Source organism: Corynebacterium minutissimum (assembly GCF_016889765.1).
Classification (GTDB): Bacteria; Actinomycetota; Actinomycetes; order Mycobacteriales; family Mycobacteriaceae; genus Corynebacterium; species Corynebacterium minutissimum_B.
Map to the genome: position 1 here is coordinate 1868479 of NZ_CP069533.1, position 14642 is coordinate 1883120.

Annotated in this window: 11 protein-coding genes and 3 pseudogenes; 5 read left to right on the forward strand and 9 right to left on the reverse strand. The window is 60.0% G+C overall.

Annotated elements, in window-relative coordinates; genetic code table 11:
* The first annotated feature begins 192 nt into the window (after positions 1-192).
* Positions 193-576: a heavy metal-responsive transcriptional regulator gene (locus I6J26_RS08795; RefSeq protein ID WP_369815758.1), complete on the forward strand. Its 384-nt coding sequence runs from the start codon at positions 193-195 to the stop codon at positions 574-576.
* Positions 577-638: 62 nt separating this feature from the next.
* On the opposite strand, the gene I6J26_RS08800 is transcribed toward I6J26_RS08795, so the two are convergent.
* Positions 639-911 carry an alkyl hydroperoxide reductase gene (locus tag I6J26_RS08800; protein WP_115021277.1) on the reverse strand — a complete coding sequence of 91 codons (273 nt, stop codon included), beginning with the start codon at positions 909-911 and terminating at the stop codon, positions 639-641.
* A 297-nt stretch (positions 912-1208) separates the two neighbouring features.
* Here I6J26_RS08800 and I6J26_RS08805 point away from each other — a divergent pair.
* A pseudogene (locus I6J26_RS08805) lies at positions 1209-1949 on the forward strand (IS3 family transposase); the annotation flags it as partial.
* Positions 1950-1965: 16 nt separating this feature from the next.
* On the opposite strand, the gene I6J26_RS08810 reads toward I6J26_RS08805, so the two are convergent.
* From I6J26_RS08810 to I6J26_RS08820, 3 genes are all read right to left on the reverse strand, one after another.
* A complete protein-coding gene (locus I6J26_RS08810) occupies positions 1966-2262 on the reverse strand; it encodes a hypothetical protein (protein ID WP_239107286.1) in 297 nt (98 codons plus the stop codon).
* Between the two features lie 503 nt (positions 2263-2765).
* Complete coding sequence (locus I6J26_RS12980) at positions 2766-4952, reverse strand: 3-hydroxyacyl-CoA dehydrogenase/enoyl-CoA hydratase family protein (RefSeq protein WP_115021279.1); 2187 nt, start codon at positions 4950-4952, stop codon at positions 2766-2768.
* Complete coding sequence (locus I6J26_RS08820; protein WP_115021280.1) at positions 4953-6113, reverse strand: acetyl-CoA C-acyltransferase; 1161 nt, start codon at positions 6111-6113, stop codon at positions 4953-4955.
* Between the two features lie 279 nt (positions 6114-6392).
* On the opposite strand from I6J26_RS08820, the gene I6J26_RS08825 reads away from it, so the two are divergent.
* The 3 genes and pseudogenes from I6J26_RS08825 to I6J26_RS08835 form a co-directional block, all read left to right on the forward strand.
* Complete coding sequence (locus tag I6J26_RS08825) at positions 6393-7556, forward strand: NRAMP family divalent metal transporter (RefSeq protein WP_115024232.1); 1164 nt, start codon at positions 6393-6395, stop codon at positions 7554-7556.
* Positions 7547-8326, forward strand: coding sequence for a putative hydro-lyase (locus tag I6J26_RS08830; RefSeq protein ID WP_181815337.1), 780 nt, complete (start codon positions 7547-7549; stop codon positions 8324-8326). Before I6J26_RS08825 ends, I6J26_RS08830 begins: the two co-directional genes overlap by 10 nt.
* 81 nt (positions 8327-8407) lie before the next feature.
* A pseudogene (locus tag I6J26_RS08835) lies at positions 8408-9187 on the forward strand (IS3 family transposase); the annotation flags it as partial.
* A 133-nt stretch (positions 9188-9320) separates the two neighbouring features.
* Here I6J26_RS08835 and I6J26_RS08840 read toward each other — a convergent pair.
* The 5 genes and pseudogenes from I6J26_RS08840 to I6J26_RS08860 form a co-directional block, all read right to left on the reverse strand.
* Positions 9321-10055 carry an ATP-binding cassette domain-containing protein gene (locus I6J26_RS08840; protein WP_016456434.1) on the reverse strand — a complete coding sequence of 245 codons (735 nt, stop codon included), beginning with the start codon at positions 10053-10055 and terminating at the stop codon, positions 9321-9323.
* On the reverse strand, positions 10042-12048 hold the full coding sequence (locus I6J26_RS08845; protein WP_115021283.1) for a hypothetical protein: 2007 nt from the start codon (positions 12046-12048) through the stop codon (positions 10042-10044). Before I6J26_RS08845 ends, I6J26_RS08840 begins: the two co-directional genes overlap by 14 nt.
* A gap of 57 nt (positions 12049-12105) precedes the next feature.
* A pseudogene (locus I6J26_RS08850) lies at positions 12106-13333 on the reverse strand (IS3 family transposase).
* Between the two features lie 46 nt (positions 13334-13379).
* Complete coding sequence (locus I6J26_RS08855; RefSeq protein ID WP_115021284.1) at positions 13380-13649, reverse strand: lactococcin 972 family bacteriocin; 270 nt, start codon at positions 13647-13649, stop codon at positions 13380-13382.
* A gap of 383 nt (positions 13650-14032) precedes the next feature.
* Positions 14033-14632 carry a GntR family transcriptional regulator gene (locus I6J26_RS08860; RefSeq protein ID WP_115021285.1) on the reverse strand — a complete coding sequence of 200 codons (600 nt, stop codon included), beginning with the start codon at positions 14630-14632 and terminating at the stop codon, positions 14033-14035.
* Positions 14633-14642: the final 10 nt, after the last annotated feature.

The window sequence follows — 14642 nt, forward strand, 5'->3', positions numbered from 1 at the left end:
CCCCGACAGGGGACCCCAACACGAAACCGGACGGCCAATAGTACGTCACACCCCATTATCAACCTTCCACTAAGGGGGAAGGTCAAGCTGGCGACGGGACCTGTTGGTTTGCGGGTGCCGATGCGGAACGTTCCAGTACGATGGAAGGGTCATATGCGATTTTTTGGAACGAGATGAGGACCCGAAATGCGAATCGGTGAAGTTGCTGATGCTGCCGGTATAACAACCAAGACGATCAGGTTCTATGAGGACCGGGGCCTGCTCCCACCGGCTGAGCGCTCGGCCAACGGCTATCGTGACTACACCCACGACACCCTCAGCCGCCTCGAATTCATTCGCCGCAGCCAAATCGCCGGGCTGACCCTGGCGCAGATCCAGGGCATTCTGCGGATCCGCGATAGCGGTTTGACGCCTTGCACCCACGTACGGGATGTCCTGGGGAAACAGTTGCAGGACCTGGACCGGAAAATCGCGGAGCTCACCGCGCTCCGGGTGACCGTGGCCGAACAATATGCAACCGCCGAGGTGGCCGACCCTCAGCGCTGCGATGCTGAACAAATCTGCAGTTACATCTGAGCCCGCCGCAGGCTAAGGGGCTTCACTGAGCCGGCTCCCGCCGCGGCCAGTGCCGTCCGCAGTTACGCAGCACCCGGCTCCACGGCACGGAAGACCTCCGCGCCCGCGGCGTCCAGGATTACAGCGGTGCTTACCTGGTTTATCCGGTAGGCGGTGATGAGCCGCGTATCGGTATCAGAGGCAAAGGCCAGGGATGACGCCCCATTTCCGGCCAGGAATTCCCTGATTTCATCGGCCGTCTCGTAGGACGCGATGTCCACCGCGACATAGTTCACGGCAGCAGGAGAGCTTCGCTGGACCTTGGCAAGCACCCGGGCTCCCGGCTCGAAGGTCAAGCCCCATGGTGATGCCGTGGCCCGGCGAGTGAGCGAGGTCAGGCCGGTTGGCGGCGGCTTTCGGTGGGAATGATCTGGGGTAGGAACCGGACGTAGAGGATCATGCTCTGATTCTTATCCTCTCCGAGACAGATAACACTTGTAAAAGTTGATTACACCCTATTGTTACGCCGGTATGCGGCAGAATGTTTCCTGTAAAATAGGGCCGTTCCTAGCATTGTTTTACACGTGTCTAGCGGGGTCTAGGTCTTATGTCTACAGAAAAGTGGTGAGTGTGATGTTGCCGTCGGATTGACACGAATCAAGGCCATCTTCGATGATGAGCACGGGCTTTATGGTGCTAAACGCATCGCTGCAAGCCTCAACGACGATACGGACTTTCCTCCGATCAATCACAAGAAGGTCGCACGCATCATGAAATCCATGGGCCTGAAAGGCTTTACTAAACGGCGTCGGTGCATCACCAACAGGCGCAAGCCTGGCCACCGCGTCATGCCAGATTTAGTAGGCCGCAAATTCACCGCTGATAAGCCGAACCAGGTCTATGTAGGCGATATCACCTACCTGCCGTGTAAGGGAGGCAAGAACATGTACCTTGCCACAGTCATCGACGTCTACTCGCGCAAACTCGTCGGACATGCACTCGCCGATCACATGCGGGTATCGCTGGTTATCGAGGCTTTGTCTCATGCCAGGAAAGTCCGCGGAAGCCTTAAAGGGGCAATTTTCCATTCCGACCACGGCAGTGTGTACACCTCACGGGCATTTAGGGACCACTGCGCCCAACTTGGTGTACGCCAATCCATGGGAGCAGTGGGTACAAGTGCCGATAATGCCCTAGCAGAATCGTTTAACGCCACCTTAAAGCGTGAAGTTCTGCGTGATCGGAAAGTCTTTGACAATCCCATCGTCTGCCGTCAGGAAGTCTTCCGGTGGTGCATGCGCTACAACACGCGCAGACGGCACTACTGGTGCAACCTTCTAGCCCCTGATGCCTTCGAAGCGCTCACATCAGCTACACTGACCCAAGCAGCATAGCTAACCCCCGACGTGTCTACTTTCCGGGGGTCAGGCCCTGCCGCTGGTCAGCACACGCACATGCAAAGAGCATCCCTGAATACGGCAACAAAGCAACGAAAATGGTGACTTTCACCCCCGGTGTGCTTGAAGGGTCGTACAGGCGCATTTTCGTACCTGCCCAATCCACCTGCATCGTATGCCCTGGTGCATGGGTGATCCGGGCGGTCAGCCCGGCCGCGTCGACATGGGAGGCAACCAGTTGGCGGAACCGGTCGTAGCTGTAGTGACGCTGGCCCGGCTGGGCCAGCGTTGTGGTGTAGCGAGCCCACAATACTTACAATGTTAGCTTCACACGTCTTGTGCGTGCTTTGACGACCGCGTCAAAGTCAATCGGGACGAACGTGCCTTGCCCGCTACTGCGCTTATCTACGAAAATCGCGTCCAACTCGTTATTGATGGGCATGTGAAATATGACGGAATCACCTACGGCAAACCGGTGGATGAGGTCATCCGGGCGGAGCGGCAGCGTGAAAAGCATATCCAGAATCTAGGCTTTGTTGTCTTGCGGTATTCCCCGAGCGAATTGCTTTATGAAAGACCACGAGTGGTCAGTGAGATGCGGGCAGCGCTCAAGGCTGTGAGGTCGCGCCGTAGCGCATAGTCGTGGGGGTGGAAAGCAAGCCTCAACAAGCACTGAGTTTAGATGGTCCTTCTACTGTGGTTTCTTAGCGCTGATAAGGGACCATCTCCACATCAAAAACCTCATACAAATGGTCCCTTTGCTGAGTAAAGGGACCAGAGTAAAGGGACCATTTGCGATGAGGGTGGCGCAGGCTAGTTGTTCAGCGGCTTGCGGGTCGCGGCCATGTGCTTGGCGCGCTCCACGTTGGCGGGCAGGAGGACCAGCGGTACGTCGTACTCCACCTCGCGGTCGCAGAACTCGGTGAAGCTCAGCGAGCCGGAGCCGGTGTACATCTCCGCGAGCTTGGCCACGATGACGTGGTCGTTCTCGGTGGTGCCCTCGATGGGCCAGTCGCGGTCCAAGGCGGGGGAACCGGAGTACATCTCAATCTGTTCATCTGCGGGTGGGGTGTAGGAGTCGGCGAGGTTGCCGGCCTCCTCCACAGCGCGGGCGAGGACGTGGTCGTAGGACATGAGCACGACATCATCCGAGGAGAGGAAACCGGCCTTTTGGGCTTCGAAAGCCGAGGAGAAGTTGCGGGCGGAGGCGATGAAATCAAAGGCCTTCTGGTGGTAGTCTTCAACGCCGGCCGCCTTGAGGCGCTCCAACGAGGAGATGGTTCCCGTCCACCCGGGGTAGAGGCCCACGGTGCGCTCCGGGAAGCCGAGGCGGGTATCGGCGTGAGCAACAACGCGGTCGCAGGCCAGCGCGGTTTCAAAGCCGCCGCCTAAGGCCACGCCGCGCACAGCCGCTACGACCGGCACCGGGGCGAACTTGAGGGCGCGCAGGGTGGTGGAGCCGTCCGAGAGGAGGGATTCGACGAGCGAGGCATCGCCGGATTCGCCTGCGGAGGCGATGGAAGCGAGGTCTGCGCCCGCGCAGAAAACTGGCTTGTCGTTGCCAATCACCAGCGCGACGAGGTTCTCCGAGGTCACGGCGCCAAGAGCAGCCCGAATGACCTCGAGAGCTGGGGTCGGCAGAGAGTTCATCGGCGTGTGCAGGTCGATTATGCCAATGCGCCCAGCAGATGTAGACACCGCGTGGACCTCGCCTGCATCCAGAGACACGATGGTCTCTGCATCCAAGGAAGCCAAGGTCACGACGCCCTCGCGCGGAGTGAGCTCCTGACGCGAACCGGTCGAGGAGAGCACCGAGCCCTTGCCGTAGAAACCGCCCGCCGAAGCCGCGGCGGAGACCAAAGCCGGGACGTTGGAGCCGTAGGCGGAGGCAACCCAGTCGATGCCGATGGCGTCGGCAAGCGCGAAGATGCCCTTCTTCCAGCCGAAACCAAGAGTAAGGCCCTCGTCGATGAGGCCCACGTGGTCCGCAATGTCAGGTGCGACCTCGCAGCAGTACGCCAGCGTGTCGAGGAAGACGGCGCGGGCGAAGCGGCCGCCCGGCGAATCGGTCTCCATGACCTCGCGGGGATCCTTGAGTCCCACGACGGGATCAGTTGGCTGCGTGCGCGGCACGTAGTCATAATCAGCATTGATGACTTCGTCACGGCCGCGGTAGAAGCCGCCGTCACCGGTGCGGCCGGTGAGCCCCCGAGAGACGAGGCCCTCGATGAACTTGTCATCGCCGAGGGGGACGTCGAGAAGCGGATCACCTGCAGGCAGGGCCGTCTCCAAAGACTTCCAAATCGGCTTGACCAGCTGGAGGCCGATGTAATCGAGCAGCCCGAGAATACCGGTGCGGGGGATGCCGAAGGCGCGGCCGAAGGCAGCGTCGGCAAGCTCGTAGCACACGTCGAACTCGCGGGCGCGGGCCACACCGGCGGCCATCCAGTAGCAGCCCACGCGGTTGGCAATGAAACCCGGGGTGTCGCGGCATTCGAGCGCAATCTTGCCCAGGGTTTGCTCGATGGTCGTGCGCAGGGTGGCCTCCGTGGAGCCTGAAGCGATGAGCTCCACCAGGCGCATGACCTTCGGCGGGTTGAAGAAGTGCGTGATGGCGAACTTGTCGCGGCGAGCCTCCGGCACGCCCTCAAGGAGAGAGGCCAGCGGCAGAGTGGAGGTGTTCGAGCTCAACAGAGCATCCGCAGACAAATAAGGCTCGATGGCCTCGTAGAGCGAGTGCTTGGCGCCGAGGTCCTCGAAGATGGCCTCGATGACCCATTCGCGGTCCTGCAACAGGGCGTAGTCGTCGCTAGCGCGCACGCGCTCGGCGAACTCTGGCAGGTGGAAGCCTTTGCGCTTGAGCTGGATATCGACGCCGCGCTGGGCGCCCTCCACATTCTGGTCAAGCAAGACCACGTCCATGCCTGCGGACGCGCAGAGCGCGGCGATGCCAGAACCCATAGAACCTGCGCCGACAACGGCTACCTTGGTGATGTTCATTTACTTCGCTCCATTCTCAATAATCATGGCGATGCCCTGACCGCCGCCGATGCACATGGTGACCAGGCCATAGCGCTTGCCCTGGTGGCGCAGCGCATAAGCCAGCTTGGTGAGCAGGATGACACCGGTGGCGCCCACCGGGTGGCCGTGCGCGACGGCACCGCCGTAGACGTTCGTCTTGGCCGGGTCGAAGCCCAGCTCGTCTTGGACAGCAATGGCCTGGGCAGCGAAGGCCTCGTTGGACTCGATGAGGTCGATATCCGCCAAGCTCAGGCCTGCCTTCTCCAGGGCCTTCGGCACGGCGGCGATGGGGCCAATACCCATGCGCGTCGGGTCCACTCCCGCGATGGACCAGGACACAATCTTCGCCAGCGGGTCTAGGCCACGCTTGTCCACCTCGTCGGCGGTGGCCAGAACGGCGGCCGCTGCACCATCGTTGATGCCGGAGGCGTTGCCGGCGGTGACGGTTCCGTCCTTAACAAAGACCGGCTTGAGTTTCTCCAGCTTCTCGACGTCCGTCTCCCTCACCCCCTCATCAAAGTCCAACTCGCCGACCGGGACGATTTCCTCGGCATGCACGCCCTCCGCGCGGGCCTTGGCGGCGCGCTCCTGGGATTCGGCGGCGAATTCGTCCTGGCGCTCGCGGGAGATGTTGTTATCTGCGGCGACGTTTTCTGCGGTCACGCCCATATGCCCGGTGCCGAAGGGGCAGGAGAGTGCGCCGGTCAGCCAGTCGTAGAGCTTGCCGTCACCCATGCGCTTGCCAAAGCGCGCGCCTTCGACGGAATAGGGAGCGTTGCTCATGGATTCCACGCCGACGGCAAGGGCCAGGGAGCCGTCGCCGGATTGCAGAAGCTGCGCCGCGCTGATGACGGCCTGGACACCGGAGCCGCACAGGCGGTTCACGCCCATGGCGGTGGATGAGTCCGGCATGCCTACGTTTTTAGCGATGGTCCGCGAGAGATAGAGGTCCTTCGGCACGACGGGCATGACGTTGGAGGCCACGGCGGTATCGAGGTCTGCACCCGAAAGCCCCGAACGCTCAATAGCTGCTTCTGCTGCGAGCGAGCCGAGTTCGGTAAGCGAAAGGCGGGCGAGGCTGCCGCCAAATTTGCCGATGGGCAGGCGCGCAGATCCTGCAATGTAGATGTCCTGAGTCATAGGGTCCTCCACAAGTTAAGCGAATGGCTATTAGTTAACTCAGTATCCTAGGTCACTTTTTTGCATCGCGCAACGACCTGTCACGTCCGGGGTGCGGGTGTACCCAACCGCCTAGTTGTTTACAGATTGTTGAACAACCCTTATGCTTTGACCATTCAATAATGCGACCTGCGTCACGAAAGGTTCTCTCTAGTGAGCTCTGAATCAACCACCCCCTCCGCAGTTCCGGCCTCTGACCAGACACCTCAGCAGGCTCAACCGCCCAAGGGTATCGGCGCCATGGCCGGTGCCATGTTCCTCATGGCCACCTCGGCCATCGGCCCGGGCTTTTTGACCCAGACCTCTGTCTTTACCGTCCAGATGGGCGCGGCCTTCGCCTTCGCCATTGCGTTGTCGATCATCGTGGACATCGCCATCCAGCTCAATGTTTGGCGCGTGTTGGCCGTCTCCGGCATGCGCGCCAACGAGCTGGGCAACACCGTTCTCCCCGGATTGGGCTGGTTCCTTGCCGTGCTCGTCTTCATCGGCGGCATGGTCTTCAATATCGGCAACATTGCCGGCTCTGGCCTCGGCCTTAATGCGCTACTCGGCATCGAGGCGCGCTGGGGTGGCGTTATCGCCGCGACTGTCGCTGTCTTCATTTTCCTGTCTAAGCGCGCCGGCGTGGCTCTAGACCGCATCGTCGCGGCCCTCGGCGCGGTGATGATTCTGCTCATGCTCTACGTAGCCATCGTGTCCCAGCCCCCGGTAGGTGAGGCCCTGAAGAACACCGTCATGCCGGAGAGCATCGACTTCTTTGTCATCACCACCCTCATCGGCGGCACGGTAGGCGGCTACATCACCTTCGCCGGCGCGCACCGCCTCATCGATTCTGGCCTCTCGGGCCCAGAGAACGTTGGCGCCATTACCAAGACGTCCGTGCTCGGCATCATCGTTACCGGCATCATGCGCGTGCTGCTCTTCCTCGCGGTCTTGGGCGTTGTCGCCACGGGCGTGGCCCTGTCCGAGGACAACACGGCTGCCGATGCCTTCCGCCACGCTGCCGGCGAGTTCGGCCTCCGCGCCTTCGGCGTCGTCCTCTTCGCCGCCGGTCTGTCCTCCGTTATCGGTGCCTCCTACACCTCGATTACCTTCGTGACCACACAGAAGACCAGCTCGCGTACCCGCAACTTCCTCACTGTCGGTTTCATCGTGGTGTGCACAATCCTCTTCGTAATTCTCAACTCCGCCCCTCAGAAGCTGCTCATCTTCGCCGGCGCCTTCAACGGCATCATCCTGCCCATCGCCTTCGCCATGGTCATGTGGGTTGCCTTCCGCCGCCACGACCTGACCCACAACGTGAAGCAGCCGCTGTGGCTGCTAATCGCCGGCTTGCTAGCCCTGATTCTGGAAATCTACATCGGTATTAAGTCCATCTCCGGCCTGGTGAACCTATGGGCGTAATGCAGACTCCGGCCGAGGTGCGCGCTTTTGCCCGTTCGCACGCCATGGCCACGACGGCGGGCCATGCGCGCGGCTTCATGCAGGCTAACCTCATCGCCCTGCCGCGCGAGTACGCCTTCGACTTCCTCCTTTTTGCCCAGCGCAATCCCAAGCCGTGCCCCATCGTTGGCGTGCTGGAAGCAGGGGAGTTCACCTCGGACCTCATTCCGGGTGGGGACATTCGTACCGACATTCCCGCGTACAACATCTACGAGGACGGCACGCTCACGCAGACGCTTGCCGACGCCACCCCCTTCTACACCTCCGACACCGTCTCCTTCCTCATCGGCTGCTCGTTCACTTTCGAGAACGCCCTTCTGGAGAACGGCATCTCTATCGCTCACATCGACCAAGGCCGCAACGTGCCGATGTATCGCACGTCCATTGCCACCACCCCAGCCGGCGTCTTCTCCGGTCCCATGGTCGTATCGATGCGCCCCATTCCCGCGAGCCAGGTCTCTGACGCCGTGCGCATCACCTCCCGCTACCCGGCCGTCCACGGCGCCCCAGTACACGTCGGCGACCCGGCAGCCATCGGCATCGAGGACCTCTCGCAGCCGGATTTCGGCGAGGCCATCGACATCCCCGAGGGCACCATCCCCGTCTTTTGGGCCTGTGGCGTGACCCCGCAGGCCATTGTCATGAACTCACGGCCCAGCCTCGCCATCACGCATGCGCCCGGCAAGATGCTTGTTACCGATATCCCGGACCGCGACTACCTCATCCCCTAAACTCCGCCCATTCGGGTGGTGGGCGAAAGGGCCAGGCGGCCCCGACACTGTGGTCCCCTCGGTTTAGTCCCCCGCGAAAATCGCAGGTTAAAGATATGCTCTGATGCTCTTATTGGTGCAAGAATCAAGACCATCTTCGATGATGAGCACGGGCTTTATGGTGCTAAACGCATCGCTGCAAGCCTCAACGACGATATGGACTTCGGCCCGATAAATCACAAGAAGGTTGCACGCATCATGAAATCCATGGGGCTAAAAGGCTTTACCAAACGGCGTCGATGCATCACCACTAAGCGCAAGCCTGGTCACCGAGTCATGCCAGATCTAGTAGGCCGCAGATTCACCGCTGACAGGCCGAACCACGTCTACGTAGGCGATATCACCTACCTGCCGTGTAAGGGCGGCAAGAACATGTACCTAGCCACGGTCATCGACGTCTACTCGCGCAAACTCGTCGGACATGCACTAGCCGATCACATGCGGGTATCGCTGGTTATCGAAGCTTTGTCCCATGCCAGCAAGGTGCGCGGAAGCCTTAAAGGGGCAATTTTCCATTCTGATCACGGCAGCGTGTACACCTCACAAGCCTTTAGGGACCACTGCGCCCAACTTGGTGTGCGCCAATCCATGGGCGCGGTGGGAACTAGCGCCGATAATGCCCTAGCAGAGTCATTTAACGCCACCTTAAAACGTGAAGTGCTACGTGATCGGAAAGTCTTTGACAATCCAATCAGCTGTCGCCAAGAAGTCTTCCGGTGGTGCATGCGCTACAACACCCGCAGACGGCACTCCTGGTGCAACTTTCTAGCCCCCGATGACTTCGAAGCACTCACATCAGCTACACTGACCCAAGCAGCATAGCTAACCCCCGACGTGTCTACTTTCCGGGGGTCAGGCCCGTGCTCGACAACCCCAGCGGACTCAACGCCCACGCCAGCGTCGCGGACCATGCGGCCGGGTACCGGAAGGTGGCCAAGGCCGCGGGCATCGCGATTTAATCCCGCGCAGAGCCGGAGACTGTGACCTGGCGATCATTGATGCGCAAGGTGCTGTCAGCGGCAGCAATAACTGCGGCATCGTGCGTGGCGGCCAGAACGAGTGCGCCCCCGTCCGCAGCTCGCCGCAGGAGCGCGATAACTTGGTCGCGGTTAGTGGGGTCGAGGGAGGCGGTCGGCTCGTCAGCGAACACATAAGCCGCGCCGCGGAGCAGGGCTCGGGCGATCGCCAGCCGCTGCTGCTCGCCTCCGCTGAGAATAGCTGCCGGCCCGTCGAAGGGGACATCAAGACCGACTTCGCCGAGGGAGTGCAGCAATTCTTCTTTGGAGTATTGCTTCCTGGATAGCCCGAGGGTGAGGTTATCTTCGCAGCTTAGTTCGGGAATGATTCCGTGGTCTTGGTGGATTATCGCTGCGCGTTCTCGCCAGAACCTCCGCCTCCGCTTCATCCTCCACGCGGAGGCATTCTCACCGTCTATCCGGAGGAGGCCGTCCGCCGGCGGCAGGAGCCCGGCCAAGGTGTTGAGCAGCAAAGTCTTTCCGGAACCGCTGGCTCCACAGATGGCGACAAAGCCTGGCCCGGGTAGGGAAAACGTTGCATTTTCCACGAGGGACTTCTTCACCATCCGCGTGCTGCGCCCCACAGAAAAAGTCGACTCCGCGGCGAGACAGAGATGAGAGGTGGAAATCTCCGGCGGCAGAGTGGGGGACTGATTGGGGCTAGCCAATGACATTGTGACTCCTAGGGGAGGCGGACATGTGCTGAGAAATACTGAGACGGACAAAACCGAGGTAGACGATTAAGACAAGGCAGCTTAGCGCGGTGAAGGTGTAGAGGAACGGGTTGGGAAGCAGTAGCGGAGCCAGGACGGACAATATGACGACAACTGTCAGGCTGACCAGTTGGCTTTTGAATAGTCGCCACATCGTTTTGTCCGGTGATTGCCCAGCGCTGTGGAGGAGTACCAGGAGGCGACGGTGAACTCGGAGCTGGATGCGCGCCTGGACTATCAAGGCCGCAAGCGTGGCGAGCAAAGCTCCGAGGACGCTCAGGATACTCAGCCAGAACAGCGCCGTGCTGGCTACTAGTTCGGCCAGACCGCGATCGGCGGCGTGTACCGGGTACACGTAGCCTTCGAGGCCGGCAGCGGTAAGTTCTGGACCCAGTTCCGAGAAATCCGCGAAGAGCAAATTTTTACTCGAAGCTGTGGAGCTTAGGAAGTCTGCGTCGAAGCCGGATAGATCGTCCGTTTCAAGCACGTAAAAACAATCGCCGGGAACCAGTTCCCCCGACATTGTTCCACTAATGAATCCGACCGCATGATCGGCACTGACCGGACCAATTTGCGCAGACTTAAGGAGCAGGTCGCCGGATTCCTGAGCCCACAGATCCACGGAAGCTGCGAAATGCTCTTGGGCTGCGGAATAGTCGACCGAGTGGTTGTCGTCTCCGGGACGGAACTGATAATCCTGCAGATCGTGCCATTGGCGGTTAGCAAGTGCCACGGGGCAGGAGTCCGGCACACCGGTACCTTCTTTCGGCAAAGTATGGCTGAGGACAGCCCCGTGCTCCCGTTCCCAGCTGAGCACGAAGTCGCGGAAGTTCTGCTGCACACTGGGCGGCAAGAGCTCGCCTCCTTCCGCGCGGCCAGCAGGGCCGTCGAAGTTGGCTGAAAAATGCAAGGCTCCAAACTCCGCGAGAGATTTCCAGGTCTGCTGGGCCTCGGATTCCTGCTGGTAGGAGCGGAGCGCAGCCGCTGAGCTAAGACCCGCTGCTACAAAGGTCACGCAGGTAAAGACCGAAATTACTTTCAGCGCTTTTCCCGCCGCCTTCTCTGCGGGGGCACGCTGCCCCAGCAGCGCTACTGCGCGGCGCAACAATGGGGCGGTGACGGCTACGGCCAAACCGGTGGTAGCCAGGGCCAAGCCTATCCCGGCGGCGTAGAACCTGAGGAACAGGAGAGCAAAAGAATAGCTTCCTTGGCGGGCGAGGAATGTACTCGCAAGGCCAATGAGAACTAGGTGCGGGAGGATGACAAAGGCCCATTGCCGCCAATTGCCTTTTTGACTGCGGTGCCCTCCATTTATTGTGCGCAGCGCTGCCAATCTAAGACCGGAAACCCGAAGAACAAATACCAGGGCAAAAAGGGAAACGACAAATAGAAACAGGATCGCCACCAACGCGGGCAGGCGGAATACGACCGATTGGATGAGGTGAAGGAACTGCGTCTTTTCGCTTAGCCTGAGCCCGTCATTCCTGGCCGATTCGTAGAAGTGGTTCGCATTGCCACCCGTTGCTTTGGGAACCAAGACGTAGTCACCGTGGTAATCCAGCGACCCAAGCTCACTGGACGCTTGGCTCAAGGCATCCGGCCGGTTGAGCCGGGGAATGCGTTCCGGTGCTGGATAATTTTGCTCCAGCGGGATGAAAACCTCGTGGGAAGTCCCGCTTGCGTCATCGGTGCCAGTCAGCCGGTAGATGGAGTAGCCGTTCTGCTCGGCCAATGAAACCAGTGAGTTACGGATTACCGTCGGTGCGTAGTCTGACTCAAGTTCCTCCGCGAGTGAAGTCTTAGGCTCGACGTAGTCAAGACTAAAGGTTGATTCGACCCCTAAGGACAAGGGCTTGGTGGAGTCAACCAGGGCTGTCAGCAGCCACCCAGTAGTCGCGATGACTGCAGCAAGAAGTAGGCTCAAAAGCCCAAGTACTAGGGGTCGAATGCGCATGAGTTCTAGCAGAAGTTGTAGTAGTAGTGAAGCGTCCTGGGTTTAGTTCCGCTTCTTTTACGGCCCTGTGTTGATGGGCTGGGTGAGATAGTACTCGGTTTCTACTTCTTGTGGGGTGGCGTAGTCCAAAGCTTCATGAACCCGCTTAGTGTTCCACCAATGCACCCACCGCAAGGTGGCCAATTCGACTTCTCCGACCGACGTCCACGGACCCTGGGCATGAATCAGTTCCGCCTTGTAGAAACCGTTGACTGTTTCGGCTAGAGCATTGTCATAAGAATCGCCGACTGTTCCCCACACTCGGGCGGATTCCTGACTCAGCTAGCGCGGTGGAATACTTCAGTGACACGTACTGGCTGCCCCGATCGCTGTGGTGAATTAGCTGGTTTCCATGGATTCGCCCTGCAGTCGTTAACGCATGCTCCAAAGCCTCCATCGGCAGCGCGTCGGTGCGCATTGTCGAGCGTGTAGCGACACCAACAATTTTTCGGCTGAAGACATCCACGACAAACGCGGTGTAGGCGAATCCTGACAGGGTGCGAACGTAAGGTAATGTCGGCAACCCAAAGCCTGCCTGGTGCCTGCGCACGGAAGTTTCGGCGCACAAGGTCTGGGCGATGATCCGGTGCCTTCGGGCTGATCGTTGTTACTGGGGTTCGCCCACGTCTGCGGCCAGAAACGCCTGCGAGTTTCATCAGTCGTGCAGTCTTGTCGCGGCCGATATGAAAGCCTTCACGGTTCATCGCGTGCCACATTTTGCGGATGCCGTAGACCGAGAAATTCTGCGCATGCACACGCTGTATCTCTGGGATGAGCAGGCTATCGCTTAAGGCTCTTGCGCTGGGAACACGGGTGGTGGCTTTGCGGTAGCCGCGTGAAGTAATGAATCCACGATCTGCTTGTTTAAGGACTCGGCAGATGGCCACGGGCCCCAAACTGATCTTTATACGCGTCGATGTAGGAGATCATTTGGTCGTGGGTCGGTCGAGTTCCGCTGCGAAAAAGCCGAAGCTGTCTTAAGAATCCCGTTTGCTCGTTTCAGCTCACGGTTTTGCGGCACAGACGCCCCAAGCTCTTCTTCCATTGTTTCGCCGCCTGAAGCGTCAGAGTCATCGCGTACTGAAGCGCTGTCACGGTACCAAGCCCGCAACGAGTGGTGAGATACTCCAAGGAGCTCGCCGACCTTCGTGTAGGAGCGTTGCAGTGAGCAAGACTCCAAGCAAACCAAATCGATGATCTGGTAGAAAGCCTTCTCCTTGAACTCGACGGGATACTTTCTAGGCATAGTTCAATCCTTCCTTAGCTGAGGTAGGAACTAAACCCAGGACGCTTCAGTAGCTGTCCTTAGTGCCCGGCAAATTCGTTGCCCAAAGCTCGGCGATCGACTTCTGGCCGCCGCGGGTGTTGATGCTTCGTTGCGTTCTGCCGTTGACGGTCACAGTCGAAGTATGGCACCGATTCACGGTGAAATAAGAACGCGCCTTAGCGTTCCAGAATCCGTACTCCCAGGTACCGCCACCTGCAGGGTAGCGAACTTTCCGGCCGGCAGATGCCCAGTAGGTTGTGAAGGCGGGTGCTGCCTCGCCGAGTAGCTCGGCCATCACACCGGAAGCAAAGCCTCCCTTGGCGCCGTGGTCTTGGAATTCTTCTGCGGAAGCAACGGCTGAGTTAGATACGGAAACGCTCAGAGCAGAGGCAATCAGCAGCGCTGCAAACTGCCGAGTGCGCTTTTTTGGGGGTCATAACAGTCTCCTTTGAGAGAGGAAATGAGGCGGGATTCCCTTCAGTTTGGTCCCCTTAGTTTGGTCCCTTGTCGCTGTAAAGGGACCACGTGGAGGCCAAAAATCCGGAATACATGGTCCCTTTTCGCTGCAAAGGGACCAGAGTAAAGGGACCTTTTGGAAATGCTGTGCGACGGCAAGCGGCGGGACGCAACGGGACGCAACGCGAAGCAACGGGACGGCTGATATGGCCTGCGACGAGGCTAGAGAACGCGAAGAATGGAGTCCATCGCGCGCATGAGGTCGGCGCGGCAGGCGTCGGCCGCAGCGTCGCGCTCGCCTTGCGCGATGAGGTGCGCCAACTCGATGTTGGGCTGCACGTGATTATCGTGAATTAGCGGGTAGCGCTCCAGCGTGAGCAAGAAAGTCAGCCGCATGCGGGCGAGCAGGTGGGACATGGTGCGGTTCAGTGTCGGCGAGCCCAAGCCCGCGACGAGCTGCTGGTGGAAGCGCTGGTTGAGGAGGGGGCGGGGAGCGTCGCTAAGCACGGCGGATTCCGTGAGACTAACGAGCTCGCCTGGATCTGGGAACGTACCGTAGCGCGCCGCAGCAGGCTCGATGGCGGCACGAGCGAGGTACAGGTCGCGCACGAAATCCTCATCCGGGGTCGCGATGAAGACGCCGCGGTGCGGGATGCGCTCGACGATGCGCTCCGCCGCCAGCATGGCGAAGGACTCCCGCAGCGTGTTGCGGGAGCAGTCGAAGCGCTCGGACGCACGGACCTCGTTGAGCTGCTGGCCGGGCATGTACTCGCCCTCGGAGATGGCGGCGCGCAGCGCGGCGGCGACGGAATCTGCAAGCATGCGACTTACA

What these genes read in the sequence shown, in the direction of transcription:
- I6J26_RS08860 (WP_115021285.1), bottom strand. Translation starts at nt 14,632, where the DNA reads ATGCTTGCAGATTCCGTCGCCGCCGCGCTGCGCGCCGCCATCTCCGAG.
- I6J26_RS08830 (WP_181815337.1), top strand. Translation starts at nt 7,547, where the DNA reads ATGGGCGTAATGCAGACTCCGGCCGAGGTGCGCGCTTTTGCCCGTTCG.
- I6J26_RS08845 (WP_115021283.1), bottom strand. Translation starts at nt 12,048, where the DNA reads ATGCGCATTCGACCCCTAGTACTTGGGCTTTTGAGCCTACTTCTTGCT.
- I6J26_RS08825 (WP_115024232.1), top strand. Translation starts at nt 6,393, where the DNA reads ATGGCCGGTGCCATGTTCCTCATGGCCACCTCGGCCATCGGCCCGGGC.
- I6J26_RS08820 (WP_115021280.1), bottom strand. Translation starts at nt 6,113, where the DNA reads ATGACTCAGGACATCTACATTGCAGGATCTGCGCGCCTGCCCATCGGC.
- I6J26_RS08855 (WP_115021284.1), bottom strand. Translation starts at nt 13,649, where the DNA reads ATGGCCGAGCTACTCGGCGAGGCAGCACCCGCCTTCACAACCTACTGG.
- I6J26_RS08840 (WP_016456434.1), bottom strand. Translation starts at nt 10,055, where the DNA reads ATGTCATTGGCTAGCCCCAATCAGTCCCCCACTCTGCCGCCGGAGATT.
- I6J26_RS12980 (WP_115021279.1), bottom strand. Translation starts at nt 4,952, where the DNA reads ATGAACATCACCAAGGTAGCCGTTGTCGGCGCAGGTTCTATGGGTTCT.